This is a genomic window from Streptomyces sp. NPDC006551 (assembly GCF_040611675.1).
Taxonomy (GTDB): domain Bacteria; phylum Actinomycetota; class Actinomycetes; order Streptomycetales; family Streptomycetaceae; genus Streptomyces.
The window spans coordinates 172,456-195,608 of sequence record NZ_JBEXOT010000005.1 but is presented as its reverse complement, the minus strand read 5'-3'; the positions used below and the strand labels follow the sequence as shown (position 1 = coordinate 195,608).

The following is a 23,153-nucleotide window of genomic DNA, read 5'->3' as shown; positions in this document are numbered from 1 at the left end:
GCCGACAACACCATCACCCAAACGGTGGAGGCGTCATCCAAGCTCCGCAGGACGGCGCGCTAAGGGAGCAGTACCAGCTTGCCCCGCACATGGCCCGATTCGCTCAGTTCCTGAGCCCGAGCCGCCTCCTTCAGGGGGAAGGTCTGCGCCACGTCGAGGCGCAGACGGCCCTCCGTCGCCAGGCGGGCGTGGGTGGTCAGCCAGGTGCGGGCGGTCTCCGGCGGGACCGAGACGCCGGAGAAGACGATGCCGTGGTCCGCCGCGTCGGGCGCCGCGATGGTGACGATGCGGTCCTTCGCTCCGCCCGTCAGCTCGATCGAGACCGGCAGCGTGTCGTGCCCGGCGGCGTCGAAGACCGCGTCGACGCCCCGGGGCGCGGCCGCCCGGACCCGGTCCGCCATGCCCTCGCCGTACGTCACCGGGATCGCGCCGAGCCCCCGCAGGAAGGCGTGGTTGCGCTCCGAGGCCGTGCCGACGACCGTGACGCCGGCCGCGACCGCGAGCTGGACGGCCAGGGCGCCGACCGCGCCCGCCGCGCCGTGCAGGAGCAGGGTCTCGCCCTCCTTCAGGCCGAGCAGGGCCAGGACCCGCTCGGCGGTCTCGCCGGCCACGGGAATGCTCGCGGCCCGCTCCCAGGACAGACCGGCGGGCTTGGGGGCGAAGACCTCGGCGAGGGCGTACTGGGCGTAGGCGCCGGTCGTCGTCCAGCCGAACACCTCGTCGCCGACCGCGACTTCTGTCACCCCCTGCCCCAGCGCGTCCACCGTCCCGGCGAACTCCAGGCCGGGCACGGCGGGGAAGGTGGTCGGGTAGAACTCCTCGACCCATCCGTAACGGCGCTTGTGGTCCACGGGGTTGACGCCCACCGCCGCCACCTTCACCCGGACCCGGCCCGCGCCCGGCTCCGGCAGGTCCACCCCGGCCTCGTGGCGCAGCACTTCCGGGCCGCCGAACCTCTCGTACACGATCGCTTCCATCGCAACCTCCTCAGGTCGCCTCCAGCCTGCGGTCGACAGCACCTCCTCCCCGCCCGCCCAACGGCCAGTCGTACCTGTCCGGAAGGCCAGCCGCGCCGCCCCGCCCCCCGCGTACGCTCAAGCCCATGGACGCGACCACGCTGAGCACCGCGTACGAGATCATCCGGCAGCCGCTCGGCGAGATCCTTCCCCGGGTCTCGGCCGCCCTGGCGCCGCTGATCCCGCACCGGGGCGCCGCCGAACTCTCCACGCACTGCGCCCATTCGCCGTTCAAGTCGGTCGGCGAGACGGACGCGCTCCTCGCCTCCGATCTCACCCCTCTGCTGGCCTCCGGCGTCCCCGGGACCCCGTGGCAGGGCCGGGCCCCGGTCGGTGGCCTCACGCGCGACGTCGTCGCGGTCACGAGCGACGCGACCGCGCGGCGGTCGGTTCTGGTTCTCGTACGGGAGGAGGGCGCCGCGCCCGTCGCCGAGGCCGAACTCGCCGTCGCGCAGGCCCTGTGGGACCTGGTGACCAGCCATTTCGACCGGTTCGCGGTGGAGGCGCTGCCGGGCGCCCTGGCCCGCTCGCGGACCGCGGCCGACACCCGGGCGCGGGTGATCGCGGAGCTGTCGACGGCGCACGCGGCGGCCTTCTCGGGGGTCCTCGGGGTGCTGCGCAGCCGGGCTCTGGACGACGCGACCGCCCGGGCGACCGCGACCGATCTGGCGGTCTCCGCGCTGATCGAGATGCGGGCGGAGAGCAAGCGGGACCGGTTGATCGCCGAGGAGCCGTCCCGTGAGGCGTTCGCCCGGCTGGCCGACGATCTGCGGCCGATGCTGCGGCACAGTCCCGTACGGCTCGAACTCGGCCCGCCGGACACGGAGCGCTCCCTTCCGGCGGACGTGGCGCACAGCGCGCGGGCGATCGTCCGGGCGCTGCTGCTCGTGATCCTGGAACAGGAATCCGTGCGCCGGGTCCATGTCGGCTGGCAGGTGACGGAGCACGAACTGCGGGCGGCGGTACGGGACGACGGGGCGGGCGCCCTCGACCCGTGCGACCTGGGCGCGGGCACCATCACCGACCGCCTGGAGGTGCTGGGCGGTCACCTGGACATGGAGGCGGTGCCCGGCTGGGGCACGACGATCACGGCCGTGATCCCGCTGGCGACCCCGGAAGCCCTGGCGGGGGCGGCGGACCCGCTCACCGGGCTCGGGGAGCGGGAGCTGGAGGTCCTCACCCACCTCGCCCTCGGGCACCGCAACCGGCAGATCGCGCAGGAGCTGCACATCAGCGAGTCGACGGTGAAGTTCCACGTCGCCAACATCCTGACGAAGCTCGGTGTCGCCTCGCGCGGGGAGGCCGCCGCGCTGTTCCACAAGGCGGCGTGACCGGCCGTCGTCGCCAGTGGCGTCGGCGATGACGGCCGTTGTCAGTGGCGGGTGCCAGACTCGCACCCATGAGCGAGAGGTGGGCGCTGGCCTGCGAGGCGGAGGGGGGCGGAGCGCGGCTCGTTCCCCTCGGTCCCGACGGGCTGCCCTCCGGCCCCGTCCGGCGCGAGCCGGACCTCGTCGAGGCCGTGCGCTCCCGGCCCGACGTCGCCCGCTGGGTCTGGCGCTCGACCGCCGAGGTCTATCCGCGTCTCCTCGCCGCCGGGGTGCGGGTCGAGCGGTGCTACGACATCGAGGACGCCGAGCAGCTCCTCCTCGGGCACGAGGGACGCCTCGGGGAGCCCCGGTCGGCAGCCGCCGCCCTCGCGCGGCTGCGCGACGCGCCGGTGCCCCCCGACCCGCCGCAGCGAGCCGCCGAGCCCGGCTCGCAGGACTCGCTCTTCGAACCGGCCCCGACCGCCGAGATCCCGTTCGGGGGTCTTCTGGAGGTGTACGCCGAGCAGCAGCGGCGCCATGACCGCGCCGAGCATCCGGGCAGGATGCGGCTGCTGACCGCCGCCGAGTCCGCGGGGATGCTCGTCGCCGCCGAGATGCACCGGGCGGGGCTGCCCTGGCGGGCCGATGTGCACCGGGAGGTGCTGCACGGACTGCTCGGCGAGCGGTACGCGGGCGGCGGAGAGCCGCGCCGCCTCGCCGAACTCGCCGACGAGGTCTCGGCCGCCTTCGGCCGCCGGGTCCGCCCCGACCTGCCGGCCGATGTGATCAAGGCCTTCGCGCAGGCCGGGATCCGGGTGAGGTCGACGCGCCGCTGGGAGCTGGCGGAGCTGGACCACCCGGCGGTGGAGCCGTTGATCGCCTACAAGAAGCTGTACCGGATCTGGACCGCGCACGGCTGGTCCTGGCTCCAGGACTGGGTGCGCGACGGCCGGTTCCGCCCCGAGTACGTCCCCGGTGGCACGGTCAGCGGGCGCTGGACCACCAACGGCGGCGGGGCGCTGCAGATCCCCAAGGTGATACGGCAGGCGGTCGTGGCCGACGAGGGCTGGCGGCTCGTCGTCGCCGACGCCGACCAGATGGAGCCCAGGGTGCTGGCCGCGATCTCCCGTGACCCGGGTCTGATGGAGGTCGCCGGACACCCCGACGACCTGTACACCCGGCTGTCGGACCGGGCCTTCTCGGGCGACCGGGACCACGCCAAGCTGGCGCTGCTCGGTGCGATCTACGGCCAGACCAGCGGGGACGGCCTGAAGAACCTGGCCGCGCTGCGCCGCCGCTTCCCCCGGGCCGTGGCCTATGTCGACGAGGCGGCGAAGGCGGGCGAGGAGGGCAGGCTCGTCCGGACCTGGCTGGGCCGCACCAGCCCGCGGGCGGTCGGCTCGGGCGACGACGAGGAGGCCGGTCTCCCCCAGGAGGGCGGTGATCTTCCGGTGCCGGACGGCGAGTTCACGCCGGGCTACGCCTCCACCAACGCACGGGCCCGGGGTCGTTTCACCCGTAACTTCGTCGTGCAGGGCAGCGCCGCCGACTGGGCGCTGCTGATGCTCGCCGCGCTGCGCCGTGCCACCGCCGGGTTGCGGGCCGAGCTGGTCTTCTTCCAGCACGACGAGGTGATCGTGCACTGCCCGGCCGAGGAGGCGGAGGCGGTCACGGAGGCGATCCGCGCGGCCGGGGACGAGGCCGGGCGGATCGCGTTCGGGCCGACGCCGGTGCGTTTTCCGTTCACGACGGCCACGGTGGAGCGGTACTCGGACGCGAAATAGCGCGCGAGCCGGCACGCGAAAGGGTGGTGGGCCGGCCCCGGAAGGGTCCGGCCCACCGCCCGCTCAGGAGCGCCGTCCTACTTCGCGGAGCCCTTCTGCCACTTCGGGCTGAGCGCGATCGTCTTCAGCTGCTCCATCGTCAGCGCCGGCTCGGCGCGCGTGGCGTCCATGTGCTGTGCGCCGGTGTTGAACGCGGAGACCACGACACGGAAGCCGTCCTCGGTGATCGTGTCGGCCGTCCACCAGACGACGCCCGCGCCGCCCTTCTCACCGGGCTGCTGGGTCAGCTTCACGCGCCGGCCGTCGGGCAGGGTGGTGACGTCGCCGCTGCCGAAGAGTTCACCCGCGACGTCCCCCATCCCCGGCTGGACATTGATCTGGACGAGGCTCTTGCCCCGGCCGTCGTCGACGACCACGTAGCCGAATCCGGTGTCGCCGCCCCGGCTGACCACCTTCAGGCCCTTGGGGAGCAGCGTCTTCAGGTTCGCCTGGATGGCCGCGTCGCTCAGCTCGGCCTGCGCGGGCGCCGTGGTCGGCGCGCCGGGCTCGGCCTTGCCGGGCTTGTTCTCCGGCAGCTGCTCGAGCAGCCGCTTCCAGTCGTCGGCCGTGACCAGCGTCTTCAGCTGAGCGGGGCTGAACGGGGGGGTCTCGCGGCTGACCGGGGCGCCCTTCTGCGCGGCCGCGTTCCACTCGCTCGCGTCGACCAGGAAGCCCTCCTTGGTGAGCAGCACGGCCCGCCAGCTCTTGGTCTCCTCGCGCTTGTCCGGGTACTCGTACCCCTGGATGACCATCAGTCGGGAGCCGTTCGGCAGCCGTTCGCTGACGCAGTCGTCGTACGGGACGAAGGTCTTGTCCGGGCAGGTCACCTGGTCGGCTCCGGCTTCTCCGGTCTCCCCGGCGCGGTACAGGCCGAGGGAGACGGCCGCCTTGCCCTTGCCGTCGTCGTACACGCCCGCGACGGACTGGCCTGTGCCCTCCAGACCGTCGAAGGTCCAGGTGCCCGCCGGGGTGTTCTTCTCCAGGACGTCCGCGATGGCCTTGACCGGGATCTGGGACTGCGCCGCTCCCTTGTCCTGCGGGGAGGCCGGCCCGGCCCCGCCCGGCCGCGGCGCGCCGACGGAGGCCCCCTTCACCTCCCCGCCGCCCGAGCCCAGCAGGTCGGCGCCGTACACCCCGCCGACGCCGATCACCGCGAGGGCCAGCATGCTGCCGGTCACCGCGGCCGCGCGGCGGCGGGCCAGGCGGCGCCGGCCGCGGCTGAGGCCCATGGATGCCAGTTCGCGGCCGTCGTGCGCGGCGAAGCCGTCGCCCGTGAGGCGCAGGGCCTCACCGAGCTGCTCCTCGAATCCCTCGTGTCGCTCGTGTCCGTCGTGTCCCTCGTTCAGAGGCATGCCGAATCACCGTCTCCGGTCCATGGGTGAAAGTTCAGAAGTGAAAAGTCCGGGGTCCGCGAGTGCGGACCCTCAGCGGGACGCGAAGGCGACGATGCTGCCGCCCAGCCGCTCCCGCAGCTTGCCCAGCGCCCGCACCGAACGGGTGCGTACCGCCGCCGAGCTCACCTGCAGCGCTTCGGCGGTCTCCTCGATGCTGCGGTCCTCCCAGTACCGCAGCACCACGACCGCCCGGTCCTTGGGCGCCAGCGCCGCCAGCGCGTCCAGCAGGGCGATCCGCAGCGCCGGGTCGTCCCCGGTGGCGGGGGCCCGTTCGGGCAGCTCCCCGAGCGGTCGCTCGGTCGACGAGCGCCGCCGCTGGTGGGTGAGAAACGTGCGCACGAGAACGGTCTGGGCGTATCCGGCCGGGTTGCCGATCCGCCCCATCCGTCCCCACATCGCGTACAGCCGGCCGAGCGTCTCCTGCGTCAGATCCTCGGCGAGATGGGTGTCACCGCTGGTCAGCAGGCATGCGGACCGGAAAAGGTGCCCCGTTCGGGCGGACGCGAATTCCATGAACTCGTCCGCGCGGGACTTGTGCTGCATAACCTCCCCCTCCTTGTCCCCGTCGCTCCACACCTTTGACGCGACGGACCCGGGGGAATGTTTCACCCGTAAGGAGAAAGGTGGGGACCCGGGGATGTCTGAGTCGACCCTGGGCGGGTATTCGGCGGATATGAACGCTTTCGTCATGCATTCCGCAGAGGTCACGACGGCCGCCAGCGTCTGGACCCAGGGCCTGGGCCAGTTCCTGGCCGGTCTCGCCGTCGTCGGCGTCCTCATCGGCGCCTTCGTCCTCGGCCGAAGGATCCGGGACCGTGAGCCCCGCCCGCCGACCCCCGAGGAGCAGCCGCACCGGCCGGACACCGACCGGCTGCCCGGCGAGATGTCGGAGTACCGCCGCCCTGCCGAGATGCCGCAGACGGACGGTGAGCACCGGCTCATGCCGTACCAGCTGAAGGACTCGGGCACGTCCGGCACCGAGACCTCACCGGAACCGCCCAGCGAGGAGAAGCGCAAGTGGGGCGGCATCTCCAGCGGCGGCTTCGGCAGCGGCGGACCCGGGCACGGCGACTGACGCCCGTGGCGGGCGTACGGCCCCGTCCCCTGATCGCGCCGGGCGGTTCGGACCTGACCGAACCGCCCGGCGTCACCTCCGTCACCTGGACGTGTCCACGCGGGACACTCCGGTGACGGTGGAGTCATGCCCGACGGAGGTCACGACGGTGGACGATCACGTGGTGGATCACGCTTTTCCCGCCGAACGCTACGAGGAGCGGCGACCGCGCCTGCGAGCCGTCGCCTACCACCTGCTGGGCTCGCTGGACGAGGCGGACGAGGCGGTGCGGGAGGCGTGGTCGCGGCTGGGCCGGTCCGCCCCGAAGGGGGCCGGCGGCCCGGACGCGGCCGACGACCTGGACGCCGGGCTGACCACGGCCGTGGCGCGGGTCTGCCTCACCGTGCTCCGTGCGCGCGAGGCGCGGCGGGAGAACCCCTGGGACCCGTGGGCCTCCGGCGAGCCGGGTCGGCCGCACCGGCCCGAGGAGGTCACCGATCCCGAGCAGCGGGCTCTGCTCGCCGACACCGGCGGTCCCGCCCTGCTCTCCGTCCTGGACACGCTGCCGCCGGCCGAGCGGCTGGCGTACGTGCTGCACGACGTGTTCGCGCTGCCGATCGAGGAGATCGCCCCGGTCGTGGAGCACACCCCGGCCGTCACCCGGCAGCTGGCCGCCCGGGCCCGACGGCGGGTGCGGGGCACGGAGGAGATGCCGGAGCCGGACCTGCCGCGCCAGCGGGAGGTCGTGGTGGCCTTCCTCGCCGCCGCGCGCGCCGGTGACGTCGACGCGCTGCTCAGGCTGCTCGACCCGGACGTGGTGCTGCGGGCCGATGCCGAGGCGGTACGGACGGGGGTGGCGGCCGGGCACGGCGCGCGGGCCGTGGCGCGGACCTTCGCCGGACTGTCCGGGACGGCGCGGGACGCGCTGGTGGACGGGGCGGCGGGTCTGGTGCGGGCGCCGGTCGGGAAGCCGGAGACGGTGTTCGCCTTCACGGTGATCGAGGGGCGGGTCACGGCCATCGACGCCTTGGCGGACCCGCCCCATCTCGCCCGTCTGGACGTCCGGCTCCCGGCCGGCCCCGCCGACGGTTAGGGCCTGCCCGGCGGACACCTGGGCAGGCGCCCGGCCAGGTCCGCCGGACGGGCCCTCGGCCACGGCCGAGTTCCGCCCGACCGACCCCGCGCGCACGCGTGTCGCTACAGCGACGCCCTGGCGAGGCGGGTGACCCAACGGGCCAGTACCTCCTGCGCGTCGGCGGACGCGAGTTCGTCGAGGAAGCGCAGGACCTGGGCGTCGCCGCGTACGACGGCGACGATCCGGCAGGCACGGGTGATCACGACCGTACCGTTGGTGCGGTGCTCGTAACCGAAGTGGCGGAAGCGCGGCCGGGGTTGGGATACGGACGTGTGCATCAGTTGACTCCGATCGCTTGCTTACGGCTGTCGGTCGTCGGTTCCGGCGGCTCCGGCACCGTCACGGGCGCCGCGTCCCCCACGCCGAGCAGGCGCAGCAGGGGCCCGGCCATCGCGGTCGTCACCAGTGCCATGAGCACCATCATGGTGAACAGGTCCGGTCCGATCAGGCCGAGTTCGCGGCCGACCCCGAGGATCACGATCTCCGTGAGCCCCCGGGTGTTCATCAGCGTCCCGAACGCCCCCGCGTCACGCCAGCTCATCCCCGAGAGACGTGCCGGGATCGCCGCGCCGGCGAACTTCCCGATCACCGCCGCCGCCAGGACGACCACCAGGGTGAGGAGACCGGACGCGCCCAGTCCGCCGATGTCGACGGAGAGGCCGGTGATGACGAAGAAGACCGGGAGCAGCAGCGAAGAGGTCTTCTCCAGCGGGGCGGCGAGCTGTTGGTGCAGGCGCGGCTCGGTCGTGCGCGGCATGACGAGGCCGAACGCGAAGGCCCCGAAGATGGCGTGGATGCCGATCCAGGAGGTGGCGTACGAGGAGAGCAGCACACCGGCCACGATCAGGACGAGCCGTACGCCCGTCTCCTGCCGCCCCCCGGCGGCCGAGCGCAGCGCACGGTGCAGCAGCGGCCGTACGACGAGGAGCATCACCGCGGCGTAGACGACGGTCAGGGCGATCACGGTGAAGAAGCCGCCGGTGCCGCCCGAGCCCGCCAGGGCGACCACCAGGACCAGGACGCACCAGGCGACCACGTCGCCGGCCGCGGCGCAGGCCATCGCCATCGCGCCGACGCGGGTGTGGCCGAGCCGCCGGTCCCGGATGATGCGGGCGAGCACCGGGAACGCGGTGATCGAGAACGCGGTCGCCATGTAGAGGACGAACATGTCGGCGCCGACGCCGTCGGGGGCCGTCGAGCGGTAGAGCAGCGCCGCCGCGCCCGCGCCCACCACGAACGGCACGGCCATCGCCAGGAACGCCGTCGACCCGACGGATCCGGTCCGGCCGCGCAGCCGGCCGAGGTCCAGCTCCCAGCCCGCCAGGAACATGAAGAGCGCCAGGCCCACCTGGGCGAGCGCCGACAGGGCGGGTCGCGCCTCGGGCGGGAAGATCAGCGCGGGCAGATCGCCCGGCAGCAGCCCGAGCAGGCTCGGCCCGAGCATCAGCCCGGCCGCGATCTCCGCGACCACGGGCGGCTGGTGGAGCCGTCGGCCGAGTGCGACCATCACGGCACCCACGACCAGGACGATCGCGACATCCGCCAGGACGATCGCGTCCAGCGGAATACTTGACGACGCTGCCATCGCGTCTTCCCTCCCCTCGACCGACAGGTGCTAGATCAGGACGCGGCCGGCGGCGGTGTCGCGGGTCTCGCGTGACTTGCGCAGGTCGCGGGTGATGATCGCCTTCTGCAGCCAGCGGTCGGTGCCGTCGTACCGGGCGGTGAACGCCTTGCGGCCGTGGACGGCGAGGTAGTTGTCGACGACGAGGAGCGAGCCGGCCTCGACGACGACGTCGCGCGTCGCCGCCTCCAGTTCCCGCACCAGCTCCTTGAGCGCCTGCTCGGCGGCGGCGTCGCCGTCGACACAGCGCATGAAGAAGGGGTCGATCCGCAGATAGGGCGAGTCGGGGGCGCCGAACAGGACGGCCACGGGCTCGGGGGTCTCGCGCATGGCCCGCATGCGCAGCAGGCCGGGGTGGTCGGGCTGCTGGGCGGCCAGCTGCCGCAGGTGTTCGTCGTCGGGAAGAATGTAGAACCGCGGTTCGGAAAGGATCTTGCGGGTCTCCTCGCCGAGATCCACATCGCGTATGGAAGCGACGGTCGTCGGAACGCGGTCGTGGTTTCGGATTCCGAACAGGGCCAGATAATCGCAGCGATAGGGGTGGAAGCCGTCCTCGGTGTGCCATTCGAGCAGGACATCGCTGCCGTGACCGCTCTGCTCGTTCTCCTCGCCGGCGATCGGCAGCACGTTCTGGATCATTCTTCCGGATTGCAGCGTGGGCCAGCTGAACACCTCCCCGAGGCATGTGCCGATCAGTGAGAGGAAGAGTTCCTCGCGCCGGGTCCGCCGCGACGTGGCCGCTTCCGCCCAGTTCCGCGGGGTGGGGCCGACCGCCGTGTCGTCGACGGTGAACCCTTTGATCTTGAACGCCGCGGCCGGGTCCTCGCGCCGGAACTCCGCCAGGAACCTCCGCAGTCCGAGGGGAAGCCGTGCGGCGAGCTCCCACGCCCGGTCGTGGAAGAGCGGGTCGCCCGGGTCGCAGTCCCCCTCCTTCAACTCAATGATCAGAGCATCGAGTTGGGTGACTTCGTCGGTGGACAAGTCGTAGTGGAGCACGCCCTGGTCAATGGTCACGGAATTCGCCCTCTCTGGCGTGGGTGGTGTCGGAGCCGCGGGCCCGGGGGTGGTTCCCCCACGCCCGGGGGCGTCGGGGAGGTCAGTCCCAGCCCCAGCTGTCGCCGGCGTCGCCGTTCGTACCGGTGGCGGCGGTGGTGCCGGCCTGCGCCGCGGAGGTCACCGGGTGGGAGTCGGCCGCCTGTGCGGTGGCCGCCCCCAGGACCGTGGTCGTCACGGCCGCAGCGCACGAGATCAGGTAGACGAAAGCCTTGCGTCGCATTTTGCCGTCCGATTCCGTCGAAGTGGCGAGAGGAAATTCCTCTTTCCCCCGGGCGGGCCGGTGACCTCGCCATTTTCGTGGCTCTCATTCACCGGCCGCCGCTGAGTAATTTGCCAGGGGCCGAACGGGCCCTACAAGGATTTCCACTGGCACCAAGTTGCAGTGGCTGCAAGTGGCCACGGGCCGCTTCCACGGCGGGACCGTGCAACCGTCAGAACGCCTTGCGGTGTTTCCCGCCCCGCTTGCGCTCGTACATCTCGCGGCCCGCCGCCTCGCGGCGGCGCCATTCACGGGCCAGTTCGGCGCGCAGCCGGGCGTCGGTGCGTGAGGCGATCCAGGCGCTCTCCCGCAGCAGCTTGCGGTAGCTCTCGAACCGCCGGTGCGACAGCGTGCCGTCCTCGACCGCGGCGAGCACGGCGCAGTCCGGCTCCGCGTGGTGCTCGCAGTCGTGGAATCGGCAGTGCGTGGCCAGCTCCTCGATCTCCGCGAAGACCTGGGAGAGCCCCTCGTTGGCCTCCCACAGGCCCACTCCGCGCAGCCCGGGGGTGTCGATGAGCACCCCGCCCCGGGGCAGGACCAGCAGCTCACGGGCGGTGGTGGTGTGCCGGCCCTTGCCGTCGCTGCCCCGGACCGGGCCCGAGGCCTGCTCGTCCTCGCCCAGCAGCGCGTTGACGAGTGTGGACTTGCCGACGCCGGACTGTCCGAGCAGGGCGGAGGTACGGCCGGCCAGCTCGCCGGCGAGGGCGTCGAGGCCCTCGCCGCTGACCGAGCTGACGGGGAAGACCCCGGCTCCCGGGCCAGCCCGCTCCACGTCGGAGACGAGATGGGTGATGTCGGGGACCAGGTCCGTCTTGGTCAGGGCGACCACCGGCTGGGCGCCGCTGGACCAGGCCAGGGAGAGGAACCGCTCGAGGCGGCCGAGGTCCAGCTCGACGGCGAGCGAGACCGCGATCACGGCGAGGTCGATGTTGGCGGCGAGGACCTGGCCCTCGGAGCGGGCGGAGGAGGTCGAGCGGGTGAAGCGGGTACGGCGGGGCAGCAGCGCCCGTACGACGGGGCCGGTCGGCGGCGTCGTGTCGACGGCGGCCCAGTCGCCCGTACAGACGCCGGTCACCGGGTCGGTGTCGGCGCGTAACGTACGGACCGTGCCGCCGGCCGCGGGGTTCGCGCCGGTGCCGGCGGTGGTGTCGTCGGGTGCCGTGGCGATGGCGGGGGTCTCGTCGGGCGCGGTGGCGAGTTCGCAGCGGCCGCGGTCGACCCGCACGACCCGGCCGGGCACGAGGCCGGCCTCCGCGTGCGGGGCGAACGCGTCCGCCCAGTCGGTGTCCCACCCGTAGGCGGCGAGCGGTGAAGTGGCTGAGCTGGTCACGGAGTTCCCCTCGATCGGGCCAGGGGATGTCCGTCCCTGATCCGCCGGACAGCCCCCAGGTCAGGGCCATTGTCGGCGCCGGAGGCGGCGCCTCGGACGCGGCTCACCGTCGTCGCGGTGAGCAGCAGCCCGCCCCTGACCAGAAACCGCCCCTCGAATCCGCGCAGCCCCACACCGTCGACCAGCGGCCCGTCCACGAGCAGCCGGGCCGAGAACGTCGCCGTGCGCGGCTGGAAGGTGACCGTGGCCTCCGTGAAGTCCAGCCAGCGCCCGGTCAGTGGCGACCACGCCTTGTAGACGCTCTCCTTGGCGCTGAACAGCGCCCGGTCCCAGTGGATTTCGGGACGCAGCGCCGCCAGTTCGGCCAGATGGGCGCGCTCTTCGGCGCTCGTGACCATGTGCAGGACGCCGGTGTGATCGAGCGGCTCGTGCGGTTCGGCGTCGAAGCCCAGCGCCGCGAGGTCCTCGGCGCGCGCCACGGCGGCGGCGCGGTAGCCGACGCAGTGCGTGACGGTGCCGACGATCCCGGCCGGCCAGACGGGGGCGCGGGAGGTGTCGTAGGGGATGGCCACCGGCGGCTCTCCGAGCCGACCGAGGGCCCGGCGCGCGCACGCCCGCGCCGTGGTGAACTCCCGCCGCCGCGCGGGTACGGCGTGGGCCAGCAGATGCTCCTCCCCCGGGAAGGGGACGGGCTCCCCCGCCGGGTCGCCGAACGCCTCCGCGGTGGCGACCGGCCGGGGCAGCAGCTCCTCGATCATCTAGCCGGCCCTCTCGGCCGCGACCGCCTCGTCGGCACCGGCCTCCCACCACGCGATGTGCCGGTCGATCGGCGAGATCGGCATGACGGACTTGAACATGTCGTTCTCGACGTTGGCGAGCCGGGCGTCGTACGGCCTGCCCACCACCGTGAACGCCCGGTGGATGCGTTCCCTGCGCTTGTCGATGGCGGGCGCGTGCCGCTCGAAGGTGGAGGCCGGCTGGAGCAGGAAGTACGTGTGCGGGCTTCCGTGGTTGTAGCGCGGCGAGTGCTCCGGATAGCAGGGCGCGAAGGAGACGACGAAGAAGCGCTCGCCCTCGATCATCGCGTACCAGGTCTCGTCCGGATCCGGGGAGTCCTGGAGGTAGACGCTCGGGTACATCGCGCAGAGCGTCTCGAAGAACCGCTTGGTCAGCCGGGTCAGCGAGTCCAGGGTGGCGCCCAGGGCGGTGTCCTCGAAGGTGATCACCATGCCGTCGAGCTCCTCGGCCCGGGCGGTGCGGAAGAAGTCGGCGAGGGCGGTGCGGTGGGTGGGCAGTTCGCGCTCCACGTCGCCGGTGGCGAGGGTGAGGGGCGGGCCCATCTTCGACGGCTTCGCGAACGGACACAGGGTGCTCTTGACGATCTGGTCGAAACTCATGGTCACCTCACGGGTTCACTTTCTGGGCTTCGGAGCCGACGGGGGCGGCGGCCCGGGGCACGGTGGCCCGGCAGCCGAGGACGTAGAACCACCAGCCGGCGATCACGAGGGCGACGAGCGCGGCGAACATCGCGGCGGGCGAGGCGTGCACCAGCAGGAAGCCGCAGATGATCGGGCCGATCGCCACACCGATGTGGACGAGGTTCTGGGCGCCGAAGTAGCTGCCGCGCAGATGGTCCGGGGCGATCGCGTCGATGAACATGTACTCGGCCGGCACGACGATCACCTCGCCGATGGTGAAGACGACGATCGCGGCGACGATGATCCAGGCGTTCGTCGACAGGGCCATGCCGATCAGGCCGAGCACGAACGCGCCGGTGCCCCAGGTCAGCCAGCGCAGCAGCGTCTTCTCCTTCAGCCTGCTGCCGATCACGTACTGGGTGGAGATGACGACGATCGCGTTGGCTGCCGAGATGTAGGCGACCAGTTGGTAGGCCGTGTCGCGGGACTCGACCAGGACCAGGTACTGCGACATGTAGGTCAGCAGCGGACCGTAGACGACGATGCTGAGGATGCCGCCCAGGGTGAAGAGCCCGAGCCGGCGGTCGGCCCGCATCACCCGCAGGACCTCACGGAAGTTCATCGACTCGTCGTCGGCCGCGGCGGTCCCGTCCTGGGGTGCGGCGTTCCCCGTGAACAGCTTGCGGAAGACCACCAGCGGCACCAGGGCGGCGAAGATGACACCGGCGGCGAGCAGGAACGGCCCGCCCGTCCCGGCCTGCACCGTCCACACGCCGAGGAACGGGCCGACGGCGGCGCCGATGTTCTGCAGCGAGTAGCGCAGCGAGAACACCTTCGCCCGGTTCTCCGAGGGCAGCAGATCGGCGAGGAGCGCGTTGGCGGTGACGCTCATCGACGAGGAGGCGGTGTTGGCGACGAGCAGGATGCCGACGACCAGGAGCGGGGAGCCGACCATCGGCAGCGCGGCGTAGAGGACGGTGAGGATCACGTCCAGGACGATCATGAAGTGGACCTTCACGAACCGGTCGGCGAGATAACCGCCGTAGACGCTCACCAGGGTGCCGACGAGGAGGCAGACACCGAGGACGTAGCCGATGGTGGCGCCGTTCATGCCCAGCGCGTCGTGCAGATAGATCGGCAGATAGGCCAGGATGCCGAAGAAGCTGATCGAGCGCGCCATCGCGCACAGCAGCAGGATCCGTACGGCGATGGGCAGTTCGCGGACCAGCGTCAGGAGGCTCTTCATGCCCTGCCCTCCGCCGCGATCGCTTCGATGATGTCGATGAGGGATTCCTTGAGGGTGTCGATCCGCCGGCGGTCGAACAGATCGGGGTGGTGGCCGAAGAGGATCTCCAGCCGTTCTCCGGGGATGACCGTGACGCCGAGCGGATAGTGGGAGACGCCCTTGGCGCCCTGGGTCCGCTCGGTCACGCGCGGCCCGTCGGGGCCGGCGGACGGATCGGTCTGGTCGGGGTAGTTCTGGAAGACGTAGTACGAGTCGAACAGCTCGCCCGCGCCCACGAGCCGCTGGATGTCGGTCAGGCCGAGATGGCGGTGCGGGAACACGTCCAGCTGGGCGGACTGCACGCGGCCGAGGGTAGCGCCGAGCGGCTCGCCGGGCTCCGTCCGCACCCGCAGGGGGACGGTGTTGATGAGCAGGCCGACGACGGACTCGACGCCGTCGATCTCGGCCGGCCGTTCCGAGACGGTGGTGCCGAACACGACGTCCGTGCTGCCGGTGAGCCGGCCGAGCTGGAGGCCCCAGGCGGCCTGCATCGCGGTGTTCAGGGTGACGCCGAGGCGGGCGCACGCCCGCTCCAGGTCCCGGGTGAGCTCCGCGGGCAGGACGGTGGAGGTGGTGGCGGGCAGGACGTGGGAGGCGAGGCCGGGGTGTCCCACCCGGGTGGGCCCCTCGACGCCGGCGAGGTACTCCCGCCACGCCTCGACCGCGCCCTCCCGGTCCTGCCGCGTCAGCCAGGCCAGGTAGTCCCGGAAAGGGGTGACCGGGGGGAGTGCGGCGCCCCGGCCGGCGTACAGGTCGAACAGGTCCTGCCAGACGACCTGCATGGACCAGCCGTCGAGGAGGATGTGGTGGTCCGCGACGAGGAGCCGGTGCCGGGTGTCGGAGAACCGCAGCAGCGAGAAGCGGAGCATCGGGCCCCGCGCCAGGTCGAAGCGGAGGGCCGCGTCCTCGGCGACGATCCGGTCCGCCGCCGCGCTCTGCTCGGCGGGGGTGAGGCCGGTCAGGTCGTGGACCCGCCAGGGCACCTCGACGGAGTCCCGCACCACCTGGACGGGGGTCTCCAGGCCGCGGACCGCGAAGCTCGCCCGCAGGTTGTCGTGGCGCATGAGGAGCCCGTGCGCGGCCTGCCGCAGCCGGTCGGCGTCCAGCGGCCCTTCCAGGTCGAAGAGGGTCTGTCCCTGGTAGGGGTCGTCGTCCTTCTCCGGATCGGCGGCGCCGGCGTGCAGCAGCAGGCCCTGCTGGAGCGGGGCGAGCGGCAGCACGTCCCGCAGGCCCGGGTAGGTGCGCTCCAGGTCGGTGAGGGTGGACTGCTTGAGCGGGAGCAGGCTCACGTCGGAGGGGGTGAGTCCGCCGAGTTCGGGGTGGGCGGTGAGCCCGGCCAGGGCCGTCAGCAGCTCGGTCCACCGGTCGGCGAGCGCGGCGACGTCCTCCTCGGTGAAGAGCGCCGTGTCCCACCGCCAGACGGTGTCGGCCCCGCCGTCGTCGCTCGGCCGTACGTCGATCAGCAGCGGGTACGGCCCGGGGTCCCCCGCGACGTCGTAGCGGAAGCAGACCCGCGAGGACGCGAACGCCGCAAGTTGCTCGCGTACCTCCGCGCTCCCCCGCCGCAGCTCAGCGTAGCCGCGGCCTTCGGCGGGCAGCGAGCGGACCTGCTCCTTGACCCGCTTCAGGGCGCGGGCGAGGCCGCGGGGGTCCGACAGGCTGCGGTCGAGGTGGGCCAGGCCGGGCGTGAGCCGGACCGGGACCGCGTCCGGGACCGCCGCCGTCACCAGGTCGACGCGGAGCGCGGACTGGGCCGCGGGGATCCGCCGTCCGCGCCACTCGATGAGGGCCGGGGCGAGCGCGGCGAGCGCGATGTGCGCGGGGTCCGCGTGGAACATCCGGGGCAGGGCGGTCAGCAGCGCCTCGGCGAGGTCACCGGTCAGTGTCCGGTGCGCCTCGGCCCGCTCGTCGCCCGGTTCGCCGTAGGAGGGGTCGGGCGTCTCCAGCGTCTTCAGCCAGTACGGCAGCTCGCCGGCCGCCACGGCCGCCGGGTCGGTCGTCTCGGCCTGCTGGGCGGCGCGGGCGATCAGCGCCTCGACGGTCTGGTACTGGAACACGTCCCGGGGAGTGATCACGAATCCCTCGGCGCGGGCGCGGCTGACCAGCTGGATGGAGCGGATGGAGTCGCCGCCGAGGTCGAAGAACTGGTCGTCGACGCCCACGGTGTCGAGGCCGAGCACCTCGGCGAAGAGCCGGGCGAGGGTGATCTCCCGCTCGGTGCGCGGCGGTCGGACGGCCCGGGCGGTGAAGTCCGGGGCCGGCAGCCTGCGGGTGTCGAGCTTGCCGTTGGGGGTGAGCGGCAGCTTGTCGAGCAGGACCACGGCCGCGGGCACCATGTGCTCGGGCAGCTGCCTGGCCGCCTGGCGGCGGACCTCCACCGCCAGCTTCCGGCCGTGGTCCTCGGCCCGCGGGTCGTTGCCGTGCTCGTACAGGGACTGGCCGGGGGCCGCCTTGTGGACGAACAGGTCGGTGAGCAGCGGCTGTTCGGCCGCCGCGTCGAGCAGGACCGCGTCGAAGCGGTCGCCCTCCGAGGCGTCGGTCCAGGTCAGCGCGGCGCGGTAGCCGAGCTCCTCGGCCAGCGCGTGCACCGCCTCTGGGTCGATGCCGGGGCGCTCGCGGATGTCGAGGGCGAGGTCCCGCAGGCGGGCGGCCGATTCCGTACGGATCAGATGCGCGGCCTCGACCTCGGCGGCGACCCGGTGGTTGGGGATGCCGGTGACGCGGAGCGTCGCGGGACGGGTGGCGGCGAGGTGCTCGCGGACGGCGTCCAGGCCGGTGGCGTCCTGCCAGACGACCTCGGCCGCGTCCCGTACGGAGAGCGGCGCGGCGCCCCGCTTGTGCAGGACGACCTCGTAGCGGAAGTCGGTCAGTTCGTTGCGGTGGTGGCCGCGCTTGAGCTGGATGTCGACGCCCGCCACGTCCGCGATCTCCTCGCCGATACGGCTGAAGAACGCGGGGTCGAGGAGGAGTTCGCTCTCCAGCTCCACGGTGTGGGCGATCAGGTCCCGCACGGCCGTGACCGGCTCGTCCGCGTGGGCGCCGCCGTGCAGGGCGGTCGCGGTGAGGAAGGGGTGCAGGAGCCGCAGATGGCGGATGTCGCCGAGGAAGATCCGGCCGCCGGGCTCCAGGAGCTCCATGGCCTGCCTCAGGACGTCGATCAGATAGTGGACGCTCGGGAAGTACTGGGCGACCGAGTTGATGACGACGGTGTCGAAGCGGCGGCCGGCCAGGTCGCCGATCTCGTGGGCGGCGAGGCTGCGCAGCAGGATCCGGTCGCGCAGCTCCTCGGAGGCCTCCACCCGGGCGCCGAGCGTCTGGATGAGGGAGGGCGAGAAGTCGACGCCCGCGTACGTCTCGACGTGCGGGGCGACCTGCCACAGGATGAGGCCGGAGCCGACGCCGACCTCCAGGACGTTCCGGGGCCTCAGGTCGAGGATGCGGGCGACGGTGGCGGCCTGCCATTCGCGCATCTCCTCCAGCGGGATCGGCTGGTTGTCGTAGCTGCTGTTCCAGCCGGTGAAGTCCTGTTCGACGCCCAGGTCCTCCTGCTCGCTGTAGCCCTCTTCGTGGATCTCCTGCCACTTGTCGACGTGCGCGATGTCGTCGGCGAGGTCGCGTGCGGCCGCGTCGGCGGCCCTCGGGACGACGTAGCCGATGAGCTGCTGGTGGCCGGGGGTGTCCTCGCGGACGACGACGACGGACTGGGCGACGCCCTCGTGGGTGTCGAGGACCGCCTCGATCTCGCCGAGTTCGATCCGCATGCCGCGGATCTTGACCTGGTCGTCGGCGCGGCCGACGAAGTCCACGACGCCCTCCCCCGAGGGGAGCGTGCGCCACTTCGCCAGGTCGCCAGTGCGGTACATCCGCGAGCCGGGCGGGCCGTACGGGCAGGCGACGAACCGTTCGGAGGTGAGTCCCGGCCGGTTGAGGTAGCCGCGCGCCAGTCCGTGGCCGGCGATGTACAGCTCGCCGGTGACGCCGGGGGCGACCGGACGCAGCGCGGCGTCCAGGACGTAGACGCGGGTGTTGGGCAGCGGGCGGCCCACGGGCACCGAGTCGGCCTCGAACTCCGGGCCCGCGCTGCCGCACTCCCAGTACAGGGTGTCGACGGTCGCCTCGGTGGGACCGTACGCGTTGATCATCGTCCGGCCGCGCGACCAGGTCGCGGCGAGTCCCGGCGGGCAGGCCTCGCCGGCGACCATCAGATGGGGCACGTCCGCGAGGGCGTCCTCGGCCATGGAGCCGAGGATCGTCGGGGAGAAGGTGATGTGGGTCGGCCGGAAGCGGGCGGTCAGGGCGCGCTGGCGGTCGGGGGAGAGCAGCTCCTCGGGCGAGGTGAGGATGACGGCCGCGCCCGACAGCAGGGTGCAGCACATCTCGCAGAACGTCGGGTCGAAGTTGATCGAGGAGAACTGCAGGAAGCGGGAGTTCTCGTCGAGTCCGAACCGGTCGATGTAGCCGCGGGCCAGGTTGGGGATGCCGCGGTGGGTGACGGCGACGCCCTTGGGCCGGCCGGTGGAGCCGGAGGTGTAGATGACGTACGCGAGGTCCTCCGGCCGCAGCGGGGCGCGCCGGTCGGAGTCGGTGGGGGCGTGGCCGGGCAGGCCGGCCAGTTCGGCGCGCGCGTCCGGGTCGCCGAGGTCGAGCCGGAGCACGTCCCGCGCCTCGGCGGGCAGCTTGGCGAGCACGTCGGCGGTGGTGAGGAGCGCCTTGGGGCGGGTGTCCTCGACCATGAACGCGAGCCGGTCGGGCGGATAGTCCGGGTCGAGCGGCAGGTAGACGCCGCCGGCCTTGAGGATGCCGAGCAGGCAGCCGAGCAGCTCGGGCGAGCGGCGCAGGGAGAGGCCGACGACGTCGTCGCGGCCGACCCCGCGGGCGATCAGCCAGTGGGCGACCTGGTTGGCGCGCCGGTCGAGTTCGGCGTAGCTGAGTTCGGTGTCCTCGTGGACGAGGGCGAGCGCGTCGGGGGTGCGGGCGACCTGGGCCTCGAAGAGGGCGGGGAAGGTGGCGTCGGGCAGGTCGAGCGCGGTCGCGTTCCAGGTGTCGAGGAGCGCGGTGCGCTCGGCCTCGTCGAGGAGGTCGATGGTCTCCAGGCGGCGGGTGGGGTCGGCGACGACGGCGTCGAGGACGCGCAGCAGGTAGCCGGCGAACCGTTCGACGGTCTCCCGGTCGAACAGGTCGGTGGCGTACTCGATCTCGCCGCGCAGGCCGCCCGGCCGGCCGTCGGCGCCGAAGCGCTCGGTCAGCTCGATCGTCAGGTCGAACTTCGAGGTGTGCGTGGGCACGGTCTCGTGGACGGCGGTGAGCCCGTCGAGCCGCCATTCGGGCTCGATGTTGTTCTGGAGCACCAGCATCACCTGGAAGAGGGGGTGGTGGCTGGTGGTGCGGGCCGGGTTGAGCACCTCGACCAGGTACTCGAACGGCAGGTCCTGGTGCTCGTAGGCGGCGAGGTTGGACTCTCCGACGCGGGCGAGGAGTTCGGTGAAGGTGGGGTCGCCGGAGGTGTCGGTGCGCAGCACGAGCGTGTTGACGAAGAAGCCGACGAGTTCGTCGAGGGCGCTGTCGGCGCGGCCGGCGAGCGGGGAGCCGAGCGGGATGTCGGTGCCCGCGCCGAGCTTGGTCAGCAGGGTCGCGGCGGCGGCCTGCAGGACCATGAAGAGGCTGGCCCGCTCCCGCTGGGCGAGGGCCTGCAGCTTCTCGGTGAGGCCGGCGTCGACGTCGAAGCGGACGACGTCGCCCCGGAAGGTGGCGAGGGCGGGGCGCGGCCGGTCGGTGGGCAGGTCGAGCAGTTCGGGTGCGCCCGCGAGCCGTTCGCGCCAGTAGGCGAGGCGGCGGGACATGGTGGAGTCCGGGTCGTCCGTGGAACCGAGCAGCTCGCGCTGCCACAGGGTGTAGTCCACGTACTGCACGCCGAGCGCGGGTGCCTGCGGCTCCGTGCCGGAGCGGTGGGCGGTGTAGGCGTCGCACAGGTCCTTCACCAGCGGGGCGAGGGACCAGCCGTCGCTGGCGATGTGGTGGATGCACAGCAGCAGGACGTGGTCGTGCGGTCCGGTACGGAACAGGTCGACGCGGACCGGGATCTCGGCGGCCAGATCGAAGAGGTGTCCGGCGGCCCGGTCGACCGCGCCGCGCAGGTCGTCCTCGGCGATGTCGTGGAGGGTGACGTCGACCCGGGCCTCGGCGGCGGGCACGACGATCTGCTCGGCGCCGTCCGGGCCCTCGGCGAAGTACGTCCGCAGGCTCTCGTGACGTACGAGGAGGTGGTCGACGGCCGCCCGCAGCGCGTCGAGGTCCAGCTCGCCGGTCAGGCGGACGGCGATGGGCAGGTTGTAGGTGGTGCTCGGGCCCTCCAGGCGGTGCAGGAACCACAGCCGCTGCTGGGCGTACGAGACCGGGACGCGCTCCCCGCGCTCCCTGGGGCGGGGAGCGGGGCGGGCGGGGGCGCCCGCGTCGAGGCGGGGCGCGAGGGCGGCAGGGGTGCGGTCCTCGAAGACCGCGCGGAGGGGGAGTTCGACGGAGAGTGCGGAGCGGACGCGGGCGACGAGCCGGGTGGCGAGCAGCGAGTTGCCGCCGAGGTCGAAGAAGCTGTCGTCGGCGCCGACGCGGTCGACCCGCAGCACCTCGCGGAAGAGGTCGGCCAGGGCGCGCTCGTGGGCGGTGCCGGGCTCGCGGTACGGGGTGGAGTGCGTGAACTCCAGGGCGGGCAGGGCCTTGCGGTCGACCTTGCCGGCCGGGGTCAGCGGGAAGCGGTCCAGGACGGCGATCCCGGCGGGGACCATGTGCGCGGGCAGCCAGGCGGTCAGCGCGGCGCGCAGCGCGGCAGGCTCGGGGGTGTGGCCGGGCGCGGGCACGACATAGCCGGCGAGGTGGCGGCTGCCGGGGGTTCCGGGGGTGTCCTCGCGGACGACGACCCGGGCCTGGGCGACCTCCGGCAGGCGGCGCAGTGCCTCCTCGATCTCGCCGATCTCGATGCGGTAGCCGTGGATCTTGACCTGTTCGTCGACGCGGCCGAGGAAGTCGAGCGTGCCGTCGGCACGGCGGCGTACGACGTCCCCGGTGCGGTACATGCGGGCGCCGGGCGGCCCGAAGGGGCAGGCGACGAACCGCTCGGCGGTGAGCGCGGCCCGGCCGTGGTAGCCGCGGGCCAGGCCGTCGCCGGAGAGGTACAGCTCGCCGGGTTCGCCGTCCGCGACGGGCGCGAGGCGCTCGTCGAGGAGATGGACGCCGGTGTTCCACATCGGAGCGCCGATGGTGACCGGCTCGCCGGCGCGCACGGGGGCCACCAGCGACCAGATGGTCGTCTCGGTGGGGCCGTAGAGGTTCCACACCTCGGCGTGGCCGGCGGCGGCCAGGAAGTCGGCCAGGTCCTGCGGCAGCGCCTCGCCGCCGCAGAGCAGCCTGGTCCCGGCGGGCACCTCGGCCGGGGTCCAGTCGGCCTCGCGCAGCAGCTGCCACAGGGCGGGGGTGCCCTGGATCAGGGTGGGGCGGGCCTCGGCGAGGTGGCGGCGCAGCGCGGCGCCGTCGACGGTGGTCTCGCGCGGGACGAGATGGAGCGTGGCTCCGTTGACCAGCGGGAGGTACAGCTCCAGGCCCGCGATGTCGAAGGAGATCGGGGTGGTGGACAGCACCACGTCGCCGGGGTGCACGCGGTGCTGCGCGGACATGAAGGCGAGGAAGTTCGCGAGGGAGCGGTGGGTGACGACCACGCCCTTGGGGCGGCCCGTCGAGCCGGAGGTGTAGATGGTGTACGCGCCCTGGCCGGGGTCGGTGAAGCGGCCGGCGGGGTTCCCGGCGGGCTCGGCGGCCTCCTCACCGGCGTACAGAAGGGCGGTGGAGGGGGCGACGGGCCCCAGGCCCGGCTCGACCTCCGCGGTCGTGATCAGGGCGCGCGGGCGGGCGTCGGCCGTCATGTAGGCGAGGCGCTCGCTCGGATAGCCCGGGTCGAGGGGAAGGTACGTCGCACCGGCCTTGAGCGTGCCGAGGAGGGCGGCGACCAGCTCGGGCGAGGAGGGCAGGGCGACGGCGACGACGTCCTCGGGGCCGATGCCCCGGTCGATCAGTCGGTGCGCGATCCGGTTGGCCCGCTCGTTCATCTCGGCGTACGACAGCGAGACCTCGCCGCAGCGCACGGCGACCGCGTCGGGGGCCCGCTCGGCCCGCTCCTCGAACCGCGCGACGAGACCGGACGTCCAGGCGCCGACGTCCACCGCGTTCTCCGTCTGCGCCGTCATGACCGGCCGTCCCGTCCCTGGGACCCGGCGGGGGCGAGCGCCGTCCAGTGCTCCTCGACGTACCCGAGGCAGGCCGCGCGTACGTCCGGTCCGAAGGCGGTCTCCCAGCCGTCGGGCACGGCGCCGAAGTCCGGCCAGAGGGAGTGCTCGCCCAGGGCGTTGGTCAGGACGCGGTAGACGCCCGACTCGTTCTCGAACGGGTTGGTGCTTGACTGGTCCAT

At 72.9% G+C, this 23,153-nt stretch carries 17 protein-coding genes; 4 read left to right on the top strand and 13 right to left on the bottom strand.

Annotation, left to right across the window (positions count from 1 at the left end; genetic code table 11):
* Positions 1-59: 59 nt before the first annotated feature.
* Positions 60-977, bottom strand: coding sequence for an NADP-dependent oxidoreductase (locus ABZY12_RS08375; RefSeq protein ID WP_356888464.1), 918 nt, complete (start codon positions 975-977; stop codon positions 60-62).
* Positions 978-1,102: 125 nt separating this feature from the next.
* Here ABZY12_RS08375 and ABZY12_RS08370 point away from each other — a divergent pair, with 125 nt between their 5' ends.
* Both ABZY12_RS08370 and ABZY12_RS08365 read left to right on the top strand, forming a co-directional pair.
* Positions 1,103-2,347 (top strand): LuxR C-terminal-related transcriptional regulator, encoded by a 1,245-nt coding sequence (locus ABZY12_RS08370; protein ID WP_356888462.1) that lies wholly within the window; start codon positions 1,103-1,105, stop codon positions 2,345-2,347.
* 68 nt (positions 2,348-2,415) lie between these two features.
* Positions 2,416-4,107, top strand: a complete 1,692-nt coding sequence (locus tag ABZY12_RS08365; RefSeq protein ID WP_356888460.1) for a bifunctional 3'-5' exonuclease/DNA polymerase — start codon at positions 2,416-2,418, stop codon at positions 4,105-4,107.
* 77 nt (positions 4,108-4,184) lie between these two features.
* Here the strand turns inward: ABZY12_RS08365 and ABZY12_RS08360 are convergent, their stop codons facing one another.
* Together ABZY12_RS08360 and ABZY12_RS08355 are read right to left on the bottom strand one after the other, a co-directional pair.
* Complete coding sequence (locus tag ABZY12_RS08360) at positions 4,185-5,498, bottom strand: hypothetical protein (RefSeq protein WP_356888458.1); 1,314 nt, start codon at positions 5,496-5,498, stop codon at positions 4,185-4,187.
* A gap of 72 nt (positions 5,499-5,570) precedes the next feature.
* A complete protein-coding gene (locus ABZY12_RS08355) occupies positions 5,571-6,083 on the bottom strand; it encodes a SigE family RNA polymerase sigma factor (RefSeq protein WP_356888456.1) in 513 nt (170 codons plus the stop codon).
* Here ABZY12_RS08355 and ABZY12_RS08350 point away from each other — a divergent pair.
* Together ABZY12_RS08350 and ABZY12_RS08345 are read left to right on the top strand one after the other, a co-directional pair.
* On the top strand, positions 6,052-6,615 hold the full coding sequence (locus tag ABZY12_RS08350; protein WP_356888454.1) for a DUF6479 family protein: 564 nt from the start codon (positions 6,052-6,054) through the stop codon (positions 6,613-6,615). The two genes, ABZY12_RS08355 and ABZY12_RS08350, sit on opposite strands and share 32 nt — an antisense overlap.
* Positions 6,616-6,778: 163 nt before the next feature.
* Positions 6,779-7,687, top strand: coding sequence for a sigma factor-like helix-turn-helix DNA-binding protein (locus ABZY12_RS08345; protein ID WP_356888452.1), 909 nt, complete (start codon positions 6,779-6,781; stop codon positions 7,685-7,687).
* A gap of 104 nt (positions 7,688-7,791) precedes the next feature.
* On the opposite strand, the gene ABZY12_RS08340 is transcribed toward ABZY12_RS08345, so the two are convergent.
* The 10 genes from ABZY12_RS08340 to ABZY12_RS08295 all read right to left on the bottom strand — a co-directional run bounded on the left by ABZY12_RS08340 (position 7,792) and on the right by ABZY12_RS08295 (position 23,153).
* A complete protein-coding gene (locus ABZY12_RS08340; RefSeq protein ID WP_356888450.1) occupies positions 7,792-8,007 on the bottom strand; it encodes a hypothetical protein in 216 nt (71 codons plus the stop codon).
* On the bottom strand, positions 8,007-9,314 hold the full coding sequence (locus ABZY12_RS08335; RefSeq protein WP_356888448.1) for a cation:proton antiporter: 1,308 nt from the start codon (positions 9,312-9,314) through the stop codon (positions 8,007-8,009). Before ABZY12_RS08335 ends, ABZY12_RS08340 begins: the two co-directional genes overlap by 1 nt.
* A 30-nt stretch (positions 9,315-9,344) precedes the next feature.
* The gene (gene gntD / locus ABZY12_RS08330; protein ID WP_356888446.1) at positions 9,345-10,367 is read right to left on the bottom strand and encodes a guanitoxin biosynthesis L-enduracididine beta-hydroxylase GntD; all 1,023 of its coding nucleotides are present in this window, start codon (positions 10,365-10,367) and stop codon (positions 9,345-9,347) included.
* A gap of 82 nt (positions 10,368-10,449) precedes the next feature.
* Positions 10,450-10,629, bottom strand: a complete 180-nt coding sequence (locus ABZY12_RS08325) for a hypothetical protein (RefSeq protein ID WP_356888444.1) — start codon at positions 10,627-10,629, stop codon at positions 10,450-10,452.
* A 211-nt stretch (positions 10,630-10,840) separates the two neighbouring features.
* On the bottom strand, positions 10,841-11,998 hold the full coding sequence (gene rsgA, locus ABZY12_RS08320) for a ribosome small subunit-dependent GTPase A (RefSeq protein ID WP_356888442.1): 1,158 nt from the start codon (positions 11,996-11,998) through the stop codon (positions 10,841-10,843).
* Positions 11,995-12,756: a 4'-phosphopantetheinyl transferase superfamily protein gene (locus tag ABZY12_RS08315; RefSeq protein WP_356888440.1), complete on the bottom strand. Its 762-nt coding sequence runs from the start codon at positions 12,754-12,756 to the stop codon at positions 11,995-11,997. Before ABZY12_RS08315 ends, rsgA begins: the two co-directional genes overlap by 4 nt.
* The gene (locus ABZY12_RS08310) at positions 12,757-13,395 is read right to left on the bottom strand and encodes a hypothetical protein (RefSeq protein ID WP_356888438.1); all 639 of its coding nucleotides are present in this window, start codon (positions 13,393-13,395) and stop codon (positions 12,757-12,759) included.
* A 7-nt stretch (positions 13,396-13,402) separates the two neighbouring features.
* Positions 13,403-14,662, bottom strand: coding sequence for an MFS transporter (locus ABZY12_RS08305; RefSeq protein ID WP_356888436.1), 1,260 nt, complete (start codon positions 14,660-14,662; stop codon positions 13,403-13,405).
* Entirely contained in the window at positions 14,659-22,932 is an 8,274-nt protein-coding gene (locus ABZY12_RS08300) for an amino acid adenylation domain-containing protein (protein WP_356888434.1), read from the bottom strand. Before ABZY12_RS08300 ends, ABZY12_RS08305 begins: the two co-directional genes overlap by 4 nt.
* Entirely contained in the window at positions 22,929-23,153 is a 225-nt protein-coding gene (locus tag ABZY12_RS08295) for an MbtH family protein (protein ID WP_356888432.1), read from the bottom strand. The genes ABZY12_RS08300 and ABZY12_RS08295 overlap by 4 nt, the downstream gene beginning before the upstream one ends.